Origin of the sequence: Streptomyces vulcanius, from assembly GCF_042653945.1 — a bacterium.
Classification (GTDB): Bacteria; Actinomycetota; Actinomycetes; order Streptomycetales; family Streptomycetaceae; genus Streptomyces; species Streptomyces mangrovi.
Genome location: NZ_JBHSFK010000011.1, coordinates 158,212 through 172,697 on the forward strand (window position 1 = coordinate 158,212; position 14,486 = coordinate 172,697).

At 68.3% G+C, this 14,486-nt stretch carries 13 protein-coding genes; 9 read left to right on the forward strand and 4 right to left on the reverse strand.

Annotation, left to right across the window (positions count from 1 at the left end):
- Positions 1 to 79: 79 nt before the first annotated feature.
- Complete coding sequence (locus ACFPIH_RS18860; protein ID WP_381163570.1) at positions 80 to 604, reverse strand: DUF86 domain-containing protein; 525 nt, start codon at positions 602 to 604, stop codon at positions 80 to 82.
- A 223-nt stretch (positions 605 to 827) separates the two neighbouring features.
- Here ACFPIH_RS18860 and ACFPIH_RS18865 point away from each other — a divergent pair, with 223 nt between their 5' ends.
- Together ACFPIH_RS18865 and ACFPIH_RS18870 are read left to right on the forward strand one after the other, a co-directional pair.
- On the forward strand, positions 828 to 1,382 hold the full coding sequence (locus tag ACFPIH_RS18865) for a VOC family protein (protein ID WP_381163567.1): 555 nt from the start codon (positions 828 to 830) through the stop codon (positions 1,380 to 1,382).
- Between the two features lie 85 nt (positions 1,383 to 1,467).
- On the forward strand, positions 1,468 to 3,057 hold the full coding sequence (locus ACFPIH_RS18870) for an FAD-dependent oxidoreductase (RefSeq protein WP_381163564.1): 1,590 nt from the start codon (positions 1,468 to 1,470) through the stop codon (positions 3,055 to 3,057).
- A gap of 56 nt (positions 3,058 to 3,113) precedes the next feature.
- Here ACFPIH_RS18870 and ACFPIH_RS18875 read toward each other — a convergent pair whose 3' ends face one another.
- A complete protein-coding gene (locus ACFPIH_RS18875; RefSeq protein ID WP_381163561.1) occupies positions 3,114 to 4,097 on the reverse strand; it encodes an NAD(P)/FAD-dependent oxidoreductase in 984 nt (327 codons plus the stop codon).
- A 340-nt stretch (positions 4,098 to 4,437) separates the two neighbouring features.
- On the opposite strand from ACFPIH_RS18875, the gene ACFPIH_RS18880 reads away from it, so the two are divergent.
- Positions 4,438 to 4,719, forward strand: coding sequence for a ferredoxin (locus tag ACFPIH_RS18880; protein ID WP_381163558.1), 282 nt, complete (start codon positions 4,438 to 4,440; stop codon positions 4,717 to 4,719).
- A gap of 58 nt (positions 4,720 to 4,777) precedes the next feature.
- Positions 4,778 to 6,217 (forward strand): aromatic ring-hydroxylating oxygenase subunit alpha, encoded by a 1,440-nt coding sequence (locus ACFPIH_RS18885; protein ID WP_381163555.1) that lies wholly within the window; start codon positions 4,778 to 4,780, stop codon positions 6,215 to 6,217.
- A 135-nt stretch (positions 6,218 to 6,352) separates the two neighbouring features.
- On the opposite strand, the gene ACFPIH_RS18890 is transcribed toward ACFPIH_RS18885, so the two are convergent.
- Positions 6,353 to 6,823 (reverse strand): cupin domain-containing protein, encoded by a 471-nt coding sequence (locus ACFPIH_RS18890; RefSeq protein WP_381163552.1) that lies wholly within the window; start codon positions 6,821 to 6,823, stop codon positions 6,353 to 6,355.
- A 146-nt stretch (positions 6,824 to 6,969) separates the two neighbouring features.
- Between ACFPIH_RS18890 and ACFPIH_RS18895 the strand changes: the two genes are divergently transcribed.
- Positions 6,970 to 7,437, forward strand: a complete 468-nt coding sequence (locus ACFPIH_RS18895) for a cupin domain-containing protein (RefSeq protein ID WP_381163549.1) — start codon at positions 6,970 to 6,972, stop codon at positions 7,435 to 7,437.
- A gap of 51 nt (positions 7,438 to 7,488) precedes the next feature.
- Here ACFPIH_RS18895 and ACFPIH_RS18900 read toward each other — a convergent pair whose 3' ends face one another.
- Positions 7,489 to 8,313 (reverse strand): IclR family transcriptional regulator, encoded by an 825-nt coding sequence (locus ACFPIH_RS18900; RefSeq protein WP_381163546.1) that lies wholly within the window; start codon positions 8,311 to 8,313, stop codon positions 7,489 to 7,491.
- 432 nt (positions 8,314 to 8,745) lie between these two features.
- Here ACFPIH_RS18900 and ACFPIH_RS18905 point away from each other — a divergent pair, with 432 nt between their 5' ends.
- The 4 genes from ACFPIH_RS18905 (at position 8,746) to ACFPIH_RS18920 (ending at position 14,257) form a co-directional block, all read left to right on the forward strand.
- On the forward strand, positions 8,746 to 8,979 hold the full coding sequence (locus tag ACFPIH_RS18905; RefSeq protein WP_381163543.1) for a hypothetical protein: 234 nt from the start codon (positions 8,746 to 8,748) through the stop codon (positions 8,977 to 8,979).
- A gap of 548 nt (positions 8,980 to 9,527) precedes the next feature.
- Positions 9,528 to 10,736 carry an ABC transporter substrate-binding protein gene (locus ACFPIH_RS18910; protein ID WP_381163540.1) on the forward strand — a complete coding sequence of 403 codons (1,209 nt, stop codon included), beginning with the start codon at positions 9,528 to 9,530 and terminating at the stop codon, positions 10,734 to 10,736.
- Positions 10,737 to 10,766: 30 nt separating this feature from the next.
- On the forward strand, positions 10,767 to 13,553 hold the full coding sequence (locus ACFPIH_RS18915; protein ID WP_381163537.1) for an ABC transporter permease subunit: 2,787 nt from the start codon (positions 10,767 to 10,769) through the stop codon (positions 13,551 to 13,553).
- Complete coding sequence (locus tag ACFPIH_RS18920) at positions 13,550 to 14,257, forward strand: ABC transporter ATP-binding protein (protein ID WP_381163534.1); 708 nt, start codon at positions 13,550 to 13,552, stop codon at positions 14,255 to 14,257. The genes ACFPIH_RS18915 and ACFPIH_RS18920 overlap by 4 nt, the downstream gene beginning before the upstream one ends.
- The last annotated feature ends 229 nt before the right edge of the window (positions 14,258 to 14,486 follow it).

Consider the following 14,486-nt stretch of genomic DNA (forward strand, 5'->3'; position numbering starts at 1 on the left):
GACCTTCTCGCCGAACGCGTGCCCGGCTTGCCACGCGCCCTGCGCGAGGCCGACCCGACCACGTTCTCCTCGAAGGAGTTCAGCCCGCCGGGGTACGGGCCGTGATCCAGTCGGCCACCTGCCGCACGTACTCCCGGTATCCGGACCGCGCGGCGGACACGACCGCGGTGACCTCCTCGGGTTCGGTGTCCAGGTACAGCTGCACGAGGACGTTGTGCGGGCCGTCCGGCGGCGTGAGGTGGGTCGCCAGCTCGGCGTCGATCAGGCCGGCCTTCTCGGCCGCGCCGAACGAGGCGGCGGGTGTCCGCGGCTCTTCACCCAGCACCGCCGCGGAGACGTGTCTGTTGATCGCGAAGGCCAGGTCGATCAGGAGCGCCAGGATCCGCTCGACGACGAGCCCGGTTTCCGGATCGCTCTCCAGACGCGCGCGGCCCACCGGTCCGAGGGAGTCGAGTTGCCCGACCGACTTGCGCATCGTGATGAGCCTGTGCTCGATCGAGGCCCGGTCCAGGGCCGGGGGCACCGGTCGACCGTCTCCCGAGCGGGCCGCGGCCACCCGCGCCGCTTCCCGCAGCTGCCCCGCCCCTTCACTCGATGTGGTCATCGCCGCATCGTGCCACACCTGGGGTGATCTGTGACCGTCGCGCATCGGGGAGCCGGCTCGTGCCGGTCGTGGCCGATCCCGTCTGATGGGACACCCGATGGACGACCGCGGATGTCAGGTGGACAGTCATGCCACGTGCTGGTCTGCAGTGCCGACACACCGCAGTGACGCGCGGCACCATTCGCCGGAACAACCGGAACAACCACGGCAAGGGGGGTGCGGAATGCGGTCTTTGAGCGACCTCTTCCGCAATTTCATGCAGCTCGGATACGTGACGGACGACATCGACGCCGCGGCGTCGTTCCTCGAGTCGAAGGTGGGGACGGTGGAGTGCGTCAGACACTTCAAGTCGTCGCTGGGCGGCGGCCGTCCGCGGACCGGTGCCGGCGACCCGCGAACCACCTTCGTGGTGGTGGACGGTGAGCCTGCTGACGAGTGGGTCATCGACGTCGCCCTGGTCAACGCCGGTCCGACCAATCTGGAGATCATTCGTCCGGTGGGCGGCATGGTCGACCTCTATCGGGACGCCATCAGGCCCGGGGAGCCGGCGACGCTGCATCATCTGGGCTTCCGCGTCGACGACTTCGACGAGGCGTCCGCGATCGTCGCCGCGAGCGGCAGGACCTGGAAGCAGTTCGGGGACAGCGGAGCCATCCGTTTCGGGTATCTCGACATGACCGCCGAGCTGGGTCACTTCGTCGAAATCATGGAGCTCGACGAGGCCGCCGCCCAGGGGTTCGCGCAGCTCGAAGCAGCCTCGAACGCGGGCCGGGACTGAGGCGCTGCTTCCTTCGGCACGGCGCTCTCCGTTGTGAGTCGGGCCGTGTCCGTCCAATGCTCGACACATCCCGAGAGGAACCATCATGAGCCGCGAAAGCACAGCTGATTCCTACGATGTCATCGTCGTCGGCTCAGGAGCGGGGCTCGTCGGCGCCTACGCCGCGGCGTCTCGCGGGCTGCGCACGCTGGTCATCGAGAAGACCGAGTACGTCGGCGGGACCACGGCCTACTCCGGTGCCGGAATCTGGCTGCCCGGCAACGCGGCCGAGCAGCGAGCCGGGATTGAGGACAGTCCCGACGCCGCACGTCCCTACCTCGACGCGATCGTCGGCGAGGACTCGGCGGCTTCACTGCGTGAGGCATTCCTTCAGGCGGGGCCTCCCCTGATCGACGAACTGGAGAAGAATCCGAGGTTCGGCCAGTTCATCTGGCAGGGGGTGCCCGACTACTTCGCCGACCGGCCGGGGAGCCTGCCCCAGGGACGAACCATCTTCCCTCAGGACTTCGACCGGTCCGAACTCGGCGATCTGGAGCCCCTGGTGCGCAGGCCGCTGTGGACGGAGCGCTGGGGTGTCGATCCCGGCTCGGTGATGATCGGCGGGCAGGCCCTCATCGGGCGCGCGCTGCTCGCGTTCATGGAGACAGGCAACGGCACCGTGCGGACGAACACCCGACTGGAGCGCCTCATCGTCGAGGACGGAGCGGTCGTCGGGATCGAGGCCCTGAGCGAGGGAGAGAGGGTGACGTTCCGCGCCGGCCGGGGCGTACTCCTCGCGGCAGGCGGTTACGAGCGGAACGGCACGCTCCGTCAGCGGTTCCAGCCCGAACTCACCGACGAATGGACCCAGGGCTGCGAGGGCAACACCGGCGATGCCCTCACCGCGGGCATCGACATCGGCGCGGCGACCGACCTGCTCGAGGAGTCGTGGTTCGCGCCGGGCCTCGTCGTGCCCGACACGCGCCCGGTGTTCTACACGTCGGTCTGGAGCGGCATCTGGGTCAACGCCGCCGGACAGCGCTACATGAACGAACGTCTCCCGTACGACCGGGCCGGCCACGAGATGCTCCGGGCGCACAGATCCTCGGACGTGTCGCACCTTCCCACACACTGGGTGTTCGACCAGCGCCAGATCGACAACGAAAGGGCTTTCGCCGCGCTGCCCGTCGCGCCGCAGGTCCCCGGATGGTTCGACGTCGACACATTCATCGACGCGGGTGTGCTGAAGCGGGCCGACACGCTCGAGGAACTCGCGCAACTCATCGGCCTGCCCGCAGGTGCCCTCACCGAGAGCGTCGAGCAGTTCAACGGTTACGCCCGCAGCGGCAAGGACGAGCGCTTCGGTCGCGGTGAGGATCCCTGGGACCTCATGATCACGCACATGGCGGGGGCCCACACCGACGGGCCGAACCCCTGCCTGGGCGTGATCGACAAGCCGCCGTTCTACGCGGCCACGATCGTACTGTCCGACCTGGGGACCAAGGGGGGCCTCAAGACGGACGACCACGCGCGCGTCCTGAGGCCCGACGGCTCGGTCATCACCGGCCTGTACGCATCGGGGAACACGATGGCGCCGATGTCCGGCCGGATCTACCCCGGCGCGGGAGGCCCCGTGGGCTCGTCCATGGCGTTCTCCTACCTCGCCGCCCTCGACATGGCCGACGAGACCCCGTAGGCCGAAGTCCGCTCAACGCCCTCTCGAGGAGAGTCACTTCGAGAGGGCGTCGGCGATCAGGCGGACTCGGTCGAGTGACCGGGAAAGAGAGACAGCGCGGGGTCGAGGGCGACCGCGGCGTTGTTGACCGCGGTCGCGACCTCCCCGAACCCGACGGACATCAGGCGGACCTTGCCGGGGTACGCGGTGACATCGCCCGCGGCGTAGATCCGGTCGACGGTGGTGCGCATCCGGGTGTCGACGACGATCGTGCGCCGGTCCAGTTCGACGCCCCAGTCGGCCAGTGGCCCGAGGTTGCTGACGAAGCCGAGCGCGGCCACGACCGCGTCCACCTTCAGCACCCGGGACTCGTCCTCGCCGTCGACCCGGAGGTGCGCCCGGCGCAGCCGGTCGTCGCCGGCCAGGGCTTCCACCTTGGCGTTGGTGACGATACCGACGCCGCATCCATGCAGCTCGCGCACGCTCGCCGCGTGTGCCCGGAACGTGCCGCGGCGGTGCACGAGGGTCACCGAGCGGGCGATCGGGTGCAGGGCCAACGCCCAGTCGACCGCGCTGTCCCCACCGCCGACGACGAGGACGTCGTGGTCGGAGTACTCCGCCGGGTCCGGGACGAAGTAGCTCAGCCCGCGGCCGAGGAACTCCTCCCCGGCAGGGAGGGAGCGCGGGGTGAACGTGCCTATCCCGGCGGTCAGTACGACCGCGCCGGTGTCGACCGTGGTGCCGTCGGAGAGGGTGACCTGCGGGCGTCCGTCGGGCGAGTGGCTGAGATCGACCGCCTGACGGCCCAGCAGGTAGGTCGGGTCGAACGCGTCGGCCTGGTCCTTGAGGGCGGTGACGACGTCGCGACCGCGGGCACCGGGGACGGCTGCGATGTCCCGGATCTCCTTCTCCGGGTAGAGCGCGGTGATCTGGCCGCCGCACTGCGGCAACGCGTCCACCAGGACGGTCCGCAGCCCGCGGAAGCCCGCGCAGTAGGCGCCGAAGAGCCCGATCGGGCCTGCGCCGACGATGAGGATGTCTGTGGTCACGGTCTCGGCCACGGGCCGACCTCCTGGGAGTGATGGAGAGAGAGTGGACAGCGGGGCTCCTCGCCCGGCTACGGACGGTGCGTCCCGTCAACGGGCATGTCGCGCACCGTGAGCTGCCGCCCCCAGGGATGGGGATGGGGATGTGTATCTGACGCGGGTGCATGGCCGGTCACCCACGCGGGCCGGTTGAGTGTAGGGCGCGCCGGAGCCGGGCCGTCAGCTCTTGTCCCGTCTGATGGGACGGTCGGTGGACGACCCGAGACGCCGCGTGGAGAGTCGTTTTCACCGCCACTGCTGATGGGCGAATGGCGATGACGCGCGGCTTTCACAGGGACCAGGAAGGGCGAGGCTCATGAGCGACGAAGTACGGGTGTGGATCGACCAGAAACTGTGCACCGGTGACGGTCTGTGTACCCAGTACGCGCCCGACGTCTTCGAGTTCGGCGACGACGGGCTGGCCTACGTCAAGAGTGCCGCCGACGGGGAACTGCTGACGTCGGAAGGCTCGCAGGCCGATGTCTCGGACGGACTGCGCCTGGACGTGATCGACGCCGCCGACGAGTGCCCGGGCAACTGCATCCACGTGGTGCGGCGCGACGACGGGGCCGAGGTCGCGGGCCCTGACGCGGGCTGACATCACCTTGCTCCCACCTGGAGCCGTACGCGCACGACAAGTGGAGGAGTGGTTTTCGGTGTCTGCGGTAATCGAGCCCCAACTGGACCGTCGAGTTCCTTGGTTCGAGGGCGATGTCCCCGCCGAGAGGGTTCCGGAGAAATACCGGCTTTCCCGTGCCTACGTACCCAAGAGCCGGTACCTGGACCCCGCGTTCCTGAAGTGGGAACTCGAGAAGATGTTCACTCGCACATGGCTCATGGCCTGCCGCACCGAGGAACTGCCGGGAGTCGGATGTTTCGTCGAGTACGAGATCGGTGGGCATTCGATCCTGGTCGTGCGAGAGGCCAAGAACTCGATCCGTGCCTATCACAACGCGTGCCGGCACCGCGGTACCCGCCTTGCGCGAGGACGGGGTCGCGTCGGTTCGCTCATCTGTCCGTTCCACGGCTGGCGGTGGAATCTTGACGGCTCGATCAGGCTGGTACTCGACCGTGAGGAGTTCGTGCCCCGCTCGGACGACGACCTGGGCCTGGTCCAGGTACGGGCGGAGCAGTGGGGTGGGTTCGTGTTCATCACCATGGACCCCCATGCCAAGCCGCTCCTCGAATACCTCGACCCGATCCCGAGGATTTTCGCGCCGTTCCAGTTCGAGAACATGCGGTACCGGTGGCACAAGAGCGTGTTGCTGCCGTGCAACTGGAAGACCGCGTTGGACGGATTCCTCGAGGCATACCACGTGGCGGGGACGCATCCGCAGCTCTACAGGTTCGACAAGTCGAACACGAACATCGCCTCGATGAAGGAACTCGAGGCGCGGGCATGGGCGCCCACGACCGTGTACGAGCGGCACGCGCACTACTCGAGCGTCGGTCAGAAGAAGGAGACGTCTGCCGACAACTCGGCCAAGGATCCGACCAACCGGGGCACGGGGGGAGTGACCGACGAGCGGCTCAGCGTCGCACTGAGTGTGCAGTACATCGCCGACGACATGCGCGGCCTCGAGAACGAGCGGAGCTGGCGCGCCGCCGAGGCGCTCAAGACCGCGGACGTACCGGAGGGGGCGACCGCCGGCGAGTACTTCCTCCAGCTGTACCGGGAGCTGTCGCTCGCCGAGGGTTACGACTGGCCGGTCATCACCCCCCAGCAGTGGGCGGAGGCCGGTACGGCGTGGAACGTGTTCCCGAACACGATCCTGCTGCCCAACCAGGGTTCGGCGTTCGGATACCGGGCGCGGCCCAACGGACTCGACCCGGACAGCTGCCTCTTCGAGATCTTCAGCCTGGACCAGGTCCCCGTCGCCGACTACGACAAGAAGAGGGACTTCCAGCCCCAGTTCTTCGAGGACTTCCGCGACGCCGACCTCGGCGAGATCTTCACCCAGGATCTGATGAACGCCAAGGAGGTCACCGTGGGGATGCACTCACCCAGCTTCGACGGGCACCGGCTGAGCGAAGAGCAGGAGATGACCATCTACAACCACCACCGTGTCGCCGACCGGTTCCTCTGGACGGACTGACTCGCGGGCCCGGCCCTCAGCGGCCGGGACTCAGATCCCGATGATCCGGCCTGGACGGGCAATCGGCCAGGCCGGACTCCCAGAGGCGTCGACTGGCCGGTCCGCCACAAGAGCCGCCGGCCGGCGATCAAAGGCTCACCGCCGGACCCAGCCGACGTCGTGCCAATACGTTTCGAGGTGGGTCACCGGCTTCGGCCAGGTCTCGATATAGGTGACTCCCTCGGGTCCGGCCGTCATCGTGTACGGCGTGCCGGCACGGCTGAGGAAGAAGTCCCCCGGCCCCACTCGCACGGTCTGCGGCTCGCCCGCCTCGTAGTGCTCGATGTCGTACTCGCCCGCGAAGACGAAGAGCATCTCGTCCACGTTGTGGTGGTGGCGGGGCACCGTGAAGTTCGGGCGCACGCGCAGGGGATTGCGGTTGAAGCGCGGCATGTCGATCGGTTTGGTGGTCACCCACATCGCCCCGTCGAACGTCGCCCGGAAGTCCACCGGTGCGTCCCGCAGCAGACCACCGTCCTTCCAGAAGTAATTCGGATGCTGCTGCTGGTCCAGGTCCATGGGGACCCAGTCCGCGTCTTCCACCAGATCACCGAAAGTAAGAGTCACACCGCGACCGTACGGGCGGCCGACCGTCGTGTCGTCGGTATGTTCCGCTCATTGGGACGTACCTCCTGGTCCCTGACCACAACTCCCGTCCCGCCCAACGGGATTTGCTGATGACACGCCCTACCCCGTTCCACAGAATCAGGGGCATGGGAATCGAGTTCTTCAGTCTGCTGTCCGATGAGGGCTGGATCGAGTTGCCGGTCGATCAGTCCGCTCCCTCGTACTTGTGGCACGAAGGTGGCCTCCTCGCCGATGCGCCGGTCGACATGGAGCAGACCTTCAAAGGAAATATGTGGTTCTCGACCAAGGTGGACGCGGCATTCAATGTGAACGGGCTGCGGTGCGCCCCGAACTTCCCGGTGCCCCGCCACCACCACAACCTCGATGAGTTGATCATCGTTTTCGGCGGACAGTTCCACGTCGCCTGGGGCAAGGACGGGGAGGAGGGCAGCCGGACCGTCGGTCCGGGCGAATTCTGGATCAGCGAGGCCGGGACTCCCTATCTCATGACGGCCGGACCCGAGGGCGTCACCTACATCGAGACCTGGCCCGAACCGATGGAGAACCTCGAGACGTACTGGCACGATGCGGGCTGGGTCCACCGCCGTCACTGACCGGTCGCGGCGGCAGGTGCTCTCGCGCGGGCGACACGGAGGAAGCGGCCGCTACGTCCGGGGGCCGGCACTCCTGAACCTGAGACTCGCGTTCCAGATCGCGACGGCCGTGTCGTGTACGGCCTCGCTCGCCATGCTCCATCTCATCCGACCGGCCGGCCCGGTGACGGACACCGCCCCGACGGCACACCCCGAGCCGCGGATCGGCGCGGCGACGCAGACGAGTTCCGCGTAGGCCTCGCCCCGGTCGAACGCCACTCCCACCTCGCGAACCCGGTTGAGCTCCGTCCGCAGGACGAGAGGATCCGTGATCGTGTTCGCCGTCTTCCGTGGCATCCGGGAGGAGGTCACCACTCGTATGGCTTCGTCGTCGAACGCGGCCATCGCCTTGCCCAACGCGGTGCAGTAGGCGGGCTTGCGTCCACCGCGCCGGGTCGGCAGCCGGAACGGGCCCACCGCAATGCGATCGAGGTACACGACCTCCGTCTCGTCGAGGATGGCGAGTTGCGCGGACATTCCGGTCTTGTTCGCCAGGGACTGCAGGTGCGGGAAGGCGGCTTCCTGCAACCGGTTCCCCTCGACCGCCAGGGTCCCCAGCTCGAACAGCCGCATGCCGACGCGATAGCCGCCGGGGTCGCGTTCAACCCATCCGATGTCGCAGAGCTGGTCGGCCAAGCGATGCAGGGTCGACTTCGGCAGCCCCGTGCGCTCGCTGAGGTCGCCCAGACTCAGCACCTGCTGACCGGTGTTGAAGGCCTCCATGATCGAGGCGACCCGTCCGAGGACGGTACGTTCCGGGCAGCGCCGAGGGGCGATGATCGATTCCATCGGCATGGCCGACGCACCCCGTGCCGGGTTGGTGAACACGGCTGCCACCCTCCCATTCAGGGTACTGAAAGTGTCCTCGAATCAGACTTCACTGATAAGTGTGCCCGATATAGGCATATTTGGCTTGTAATCAGTAGCCTCTAATCAGAGTCACACCCGCGTATCTGCCTGTCAACCGTTCGCGCGTCCCGGCGAGGGCCGATCTCTGCCCGCCCCCATATATTCCGACTCCTCATTCCAGGGGTGGGTGCCCAGTTGTGGCGTGCCGCAGTCCAGGTGGTTGGAGCGGCAGCGATGCCGAACGAAGGCCGCGTAGCAACAGCCGGGGTTCGTGCGAGCCGTACCGCAGGGGCTGCGCACCCCATTCCGGTAGGAAGCAAATGCGTATACTCTTCTGCCTTGCGGGCCGCCGAGGCTACATGGAGTGACCGTACAACTTCGGCCTGCGGTGTCACAGCATCTCGTCGCGAAGGAGCGGAGATGGGCACACTGCCCGGCGGCGACGTCGCCTCACGTTCGAGTTCTGCCGGAACGGCCGGGTTCCTCGTCACCGGGCAGACCGGCGAGCCAATGCCGGAACGGCTGCCGGCGAGCGGCCGGACCACTGCGGCCGACACGGGCGTCGCTCTCTCGAAGTTACCGGCCGCGGCCCATGACGGGCCTGAGAACCTCGGCGCCACGGCCTGCCTGGAGCAGGCAGTCACCGTCGAGTGACGTTCGGCCGTCACTTGCCCCTTCCCTTCGGAAGACCGAACTCCGCTCGCGCACCCGACGCCCGTGTCCTGCCCAGGCGGCATCTCAACGAAGTCGACAAGGAGGCGGTCGGAGTGCACCGACCGATGGAGGGCGTGCGGGCCCTGGAGGTCCCGCGGTGCATGTCCGTGCCGGAGTTCGTCCAACCGAAGACCGACGGCGGTCTGACCCTCCGACCCGCCGCCCCCTTGCCCACGAACCCGTTACCGATCGCGAGGATCGGGTGACCCGCCCAGTGGGAGCAGGTCGGACTCATCGCCGGTCGTGAGGTCCTCGCCACCCCGGCCGGCATGGTTTGCCGCGGCGTCCGGCCTTCGTGCCCTTCGAAATACGTCTGCGGCTCTTCTTCACTTTCTCGGACGGCAGCGTAGCCGCGGCTCCAACCGGGGCGCTGCCGGTCGCTGATCGCAGCGAGTGCCGGACACTCGCCGACCCCTTGGGAAGCAAACATGATTGAGTCGGCCAGACGAGTCTTCTCCTCGCCCCGGTCACGGGCATCGGCCGCGCTGATGTCGACCGCGGTCCTGCTTGCGGGATGCGGAGACGGTGGTGGTGCCGTCACCTCGGACAGCACGGCGATACCGACCGCGCTGGCGAGCGCGTTCCCGGGCAGCAAAGCCACCGGTACGCCGGTGAGGATCGGCCTGATCACCAACGAGGGCGGCGCCAGCACCAGCCAGCCCGAGAACAGGGAGGCCGCCGACGCGGCCCGGAAGTACGCCAATGACAACCTCGGCGGGATCGCGGGCAGACCGATCAAGTTCGTGGTCTGCAAGACCAAGGAAGAACCGGCGACGGCACGGGACTGCGCGAACCAGATGGTCGAGCAGAAAGTCGACGCGGTCGTACTGACGAGCAGCGCCATGGGTGACTCCATGGTGCCGATCGTGACCCAGGCCGGCATTCCCTGGACGAGTGCTGTGGCCGCCAGCAACGCTGAGGCCACCAGCACCGACTCCTTCTCCTGGACGGGCGGTTTCCCGGCGACCATGACGTCGATGGCCGCGTACGCGAAGGAGAAGGGGTACAAGAAGGTCGCCGCGTTCGTGATCGACGCGCCGGCCGTGGTCGGCGGTGTCGAGGCCATCGGCAAGCCGGTCTTCGTCAAGGCGGGCATCGGCCTGCAGATCGTGGCGATAGCGGCGGGCACGCCGGACGCGTCGCCTCAGGTGAGTGCCGCGCTTGGGAACAAGCCCGATGCCGTCGCCGTCATCGGAGAGTCGACCGTGTGCACCTCCGTGCTCCAGGCGATGGGCACGCTCGGCGGCGACACCCCGCGGATGACCGTCCAGTCGTGTGTGGCCCCTGAGGTCCTCGACGCCGTAGGCGCGGGCATGGACGGCACGCAGGTCTTCAGCGGCTTCGACACCGCCAGTGACGACATCGAGGCGCAGCTCTACCGGCAGGTGATGAAGCGGTACAGCCCGGACACACCGACCCAGGGGTACGCGGCGGTCGGGTACCAGGGCGTGCTCGGTCTGGTGCGTGCGCTGCACGGTCTGACGGGTGAGGTCACGCCCAAGACGATCGCCACGGCCCTGCGCTCGGCCAAGAACGTCGTGTTGCCCGCGGGCCACGGCTCCACGTTCACCTGTGACTCCTCGGCGGTACCGGGACTGAAGGCGGCCTGCTCGGCGCAGTTGATCACCGGAACGGTCTCCGGCGGCAAGCTGGAGAAGGTGCGGGTCATCGATCCCAGTCCCTTGTTCGCGCGGTAGTCGGAACAACCGGAAGGGACGGTCTCTCCGATGAGCCAGTACGTCGTGTTTCTGTTGCTGGGACTGGGGAGTGGGGCGGTGTTCGGCGCGCTCGCGCTGGCACTGGTCCTGACCTACCGCAGTTCCGGGGTGGTCAACTTCGCCACCGGGACGATCGCCCTGTACAGCGCGTACACCTACGCGTTCCTGCGTCGGGGTGAGCTACTGGTGCCGCTGCCGGGCCTGCCGACAACCGTCGGGACCGGCGGACCGCTCGGGCTTGTCCCGTCCATGGTGATCTCGCTGATGCTCGCCGCAGTGTTCGGAACAGCGCTGTACGGGCTGGTCTTCCGGCAGCTGCGGTCCGCACCGCCGGTGGCGAAAGCCGTCGCCTCGATCGGGGTGATGCTGGTGATCCAGGCCGTGCTCGCCGCGCGGGTGGGCACGGCGCAGGTGTCCGTCAGGGCCATCCTGCCGAACGACCCGGTGGAATGGGGAGGGTCGCGTATTCCCGGCGACCGGCTGTGGTTCGCGGCCGTGATCGTCGTACTGACCGTCGCGCTGGCGCTGGTGTTCCGGCTGACCCGGTTCGGCCTTGCGGCCAGGGCGGCGGCGGAATCGGAGAAGGGCGCACTGGTCAGCGGGTTGTCGCCGGAGCGGATCGCGGTGGCGAACTGGGCGCTGAGTTCAGCCATCGCCGGCCTGTCCGGCATTCTGATCGCACCGATCGTGCCCCTGGTCCCTATCTCGTACACCCTGTTCATCGTGCCGGCCCTCGCCGCGGCGCTGGTCGGCAACTTCACCGCGCTGCTACCGGCCGTGGGAGCCGGCCTTGTCATCGGGATGCTGCAGTCGGAGCTGCAGTTCGTGCAGGGAAAGTGGTCGTGGCTGCCTCAGACCGGCTTGGCGGAACTGGTACCGCTGGCCGTCATCATGGCCTACCTCGTGGTCCGCGGGAGACCCCTGCCCACCCGCGGTTCGCTGGTCCAGCAGGCGTTGGGCCGCGCACCGCGGCCCGACCGCATCCTGGTCCCGGCTGTCGTGAGCACGGCCCTGGGTGTCGTCGTTCTCTTCGCCACCCGCGGAAGCATCCGCGCCGCGGTGATCACCTCGCTGACCCTGGCGGTGGTCTCACTGTCGCTGGTGGTCGTCACCGGGTTCGCCGGCCAGATCTCCCTGGCCCAGCTGACCCTGGCCGGGGTCGGTGCGTTCAGCCTCAGCAAGCTGAGTGCGGGGTGGGGGGTCCCCTTCCCGCTGGCGCCGCTGCTGGCGGCCGTGGTGGCGATGGTGATCGGCGTCGTGATCGGGCTTCCCGCCCTGCGCATCCGCGGCCTGCCGGCAGCGGTGGTCACGGTCGCACTGGCGGTGGCTCTCGAGGCCTTCTGGTTCCGCAACACCGAACTCAACGGCGGCATGGACGGCTCGAAGGTCCCCTCGCCACACCTGTTCGGGATGGACCTGGGCATCGGTGCCGGCGAGGACTACCCGCGCATCCCGTTCGCGTTGCTGTGCCTGGTGGTGCTGTTGCTGGTCGGCCTGGGTGTGGCGTGGCTGCGCCGCAGCCGGCTCGGTGCGGCGATGCTGGCCGTGCGTGCCAACGAGCGGTCGGCCGCCGCGGCGGGGATCGACGTCGCCCGTACGAAGATCATCGCCTTCGCGATCGGAGCGTTCGTCGCCGGGCTCGGGGGTGCTCTGCTGGGCTACCAGCAGACCGTCGCCGACGCCCAGATGTTCACCGCGATCGGCGGTCTGGGCTTGTTCGCCACCGCGTACCTGGCGGGCATCACCGCGCTGTCCGGCGGCCTCGTGGCCGGTGTGATGGGGGCCGGAGGCGTGCTGCCCGTTCTGCTGGACCGGGCACTGTCCATGGGGGAGTGGTATGGCGTGATCATGGGCATCGGCCTGGTGCTCACCGTGATCACGAACCCGGAAGGCATCGTCGGTCCGGCGCACGAACTGATGGACGGGCTACGGCGCCGGCGGCGGCCCGCCATCGACACCGCAGACGGCCAGGACGCCGATGTTCCGACCGGGACGGCACCGTCCCCCCGCCCGCCGGTTCCCGCTCCGGGCGACGTGGTGCTGTCGGTGCGCGACATCGGGGTGCGTTACGGCGGCGTGGTGGCGGTCGATTCGGTGTCCTTCGACGTGCGCTCGGGCGAGATCGTCGGGGTGATCGGCCCGAACGGTGCCGGGAAGACCACCCTGCTCGACGCGATCAGCGGATACAACCGCTGTACGGGAACGGTCGAGTTCGACGGGCGGGTGATCTCGTCGCTGAAGCCGCATCAGCGGGGCCGGGCGGGCCTCGGACGCACCTTCCAGGGAATCGAGCTCTACGAGGACCTCAGCGTGGAGGAGAACGTGCTGGTCGGAGAGGCGGCGGCACGGCACGGTGGCGACCATGTCGGCACCATGCAGGGGCTGGACCTGCGGAATCGACTGTTCGAGACGCTGCACCTGAGCCACGTCCGGGCCAAGCCGGCGCGTGAACTGTCCCAGGGCAGGCGGCAGTTGGTGTCGATCGCGCGTGCCCTGGCCGGCCGCCCCCGGATGCTCCTGTTCGACGAGCCCGCGGCCGGCCTGGACAGCTCCGAGAGCAGGTGGCTGGGTGACCGCCTGCGTGCCGTCCGGACCGACGGCGTGACGGTCCTGCTGATCGACCACGACATGGGGCTGGTGCTCGACGTGTGCGACCGGATCGTCGTGCTGGACCTCGGCAAGGTGATCGCGGAGGGGACCCCCGCCGAGATCAAGGCCGATCCGCGGGTCGCCACCGCCTACCTCGGCGCGACCCAGGTCGATGCGAACCCAGTGCGTGGGGAGGTCGTCAAGTGACCGGGGAACTTCTGACATGTGAGGGTGTGGACGCGGGTTACACCACGGGACGGCCCGTGGTGCGCGCCTTCGACCTGAAGCTGCTCCCCGGCGAGGTCACCGCCCTGCTGGGGCCCAACGGCGCAGGGAAGACCACCTTGTTGATGACGCTGGCGGGCCTGCTGCCGCGCCTGGGCGGGTCGGTCGCCCTCGACGGCCGGCAGATCCGTGGCGGGCGGGCGCGTGAGGCCGCAAGGAGGGGACTGGTCCTCGTACCTGACGACCGGTCACTGTTCACCCAGCTGACCGTACGGGACAACCTGACGCTCGCCCGGCGGCGTCACGGCAGCACCCTGGACCAAGTCCTCGACTTCTTTCCGGCACTGGGAAAACGTCTCAAGGTCGCGGCCGGCATGCTCTCCGGTGGGGAGCAGCAGATGCTGGCCCTGGGCCGGGCCATGATCCAGGACCCGCGGGTGCTGCTCATCGACGAGCTCAGCATGGGCCTGGCGCCGGTGATCGTCGAGGAGCTGCTGCCGGTCGTCCGGCGGATCGCCGAAGACACCGGCACGGCGGTCGTGCTCGTCGAGCAGCACGTCCGGCTGGCCCTGGAGGTGGCGGACCGGGCGATCGTCCTGGTGCACGGCGAAACGGTGCTGAGCGGCCCCGCCGCAGGGCTCGCGGCGGACCCCGGACGGCTGGAACGGGCCTACCTCGGTGAGTAGGTTCCCGGAGCCCGTTCCATGACCGGTGGCCGGATCCGGCGAGTTCTACGACGCCAGGTACGCCGTTGCCGCGGTGAGCGCAGTACGGCAGCAAAAGATAATGAATTACTCTTAGAAAGTGTTGACGGTCGGATCCGTTGGCGAAATAGTTCGCTTGGAAGACCTCTCGAGGCACCGCGCACGCGGCCTGAGTTTCGCCCCACGCTTCTACGTGAGGAGCAAGAGCAGC

Bases quoted from the DNA above. Each gene is read 5' to 3' on its own strand.
- ACFPIH_RS18880 (WP_381163558.1), top strand. From the start codon at position 4,438: ATGAGCGACGAAGTACGGGTGTGGATCGACCAGAAACTGTGCACCGGT.
- ACFPIH_RS18915 (WP_381163537.1), top strand. From the start codon at position 10,767: ATGAGCCAGTACGTCGTGTTTCTGTTGCTGGGACTGGGGAGTGGGGCG.
- ACFPIH_RS18910 (WP_381163540.1), top strand. From the start codon at position 9,528: ATGTCGACCGCGGTCCTGCTTGCGGGATGCGGAGACGGTGGTGGTGCC.
- ACFPIH_RS18870 (WP_381163564.1), top strand. From the start codon at position 1,468: ATGAGCCGCGAAAGCACAGCTGATTCCTACGATGTCATCGTCGTCGGC.
- ACFPIH_RS18895 (WP_381163549.1), top strand. From the start codon at position 6,970: ATGGGAATCGAGTTCTTCAGTCTGCTGTCCGATGAGGGCTGGATCGAG.
- ACFPIH_RS18905 (WP_381163543.1), top strand. From the start codon at position 8,746: ATGGGCACACTGCCCGGCGGCGACGTCGCCTCACGTTCGAGTTCTGCC.
- ACFPIH_RS18860 (WP_381163570.1), bottom strand. From the start codon at position 604: ATGACCACATCGAGTGAAGGGGCGGGGCAGCTGCGGGAAGCGGCGCGG.
- ACFPIH_RS18865 (WP_381163567.1), top strand. From the start codon at position 828: ATGCGGTCTTTGAGCGACCTCTTCCGCAATTTCATGCAGCTCGGATAC.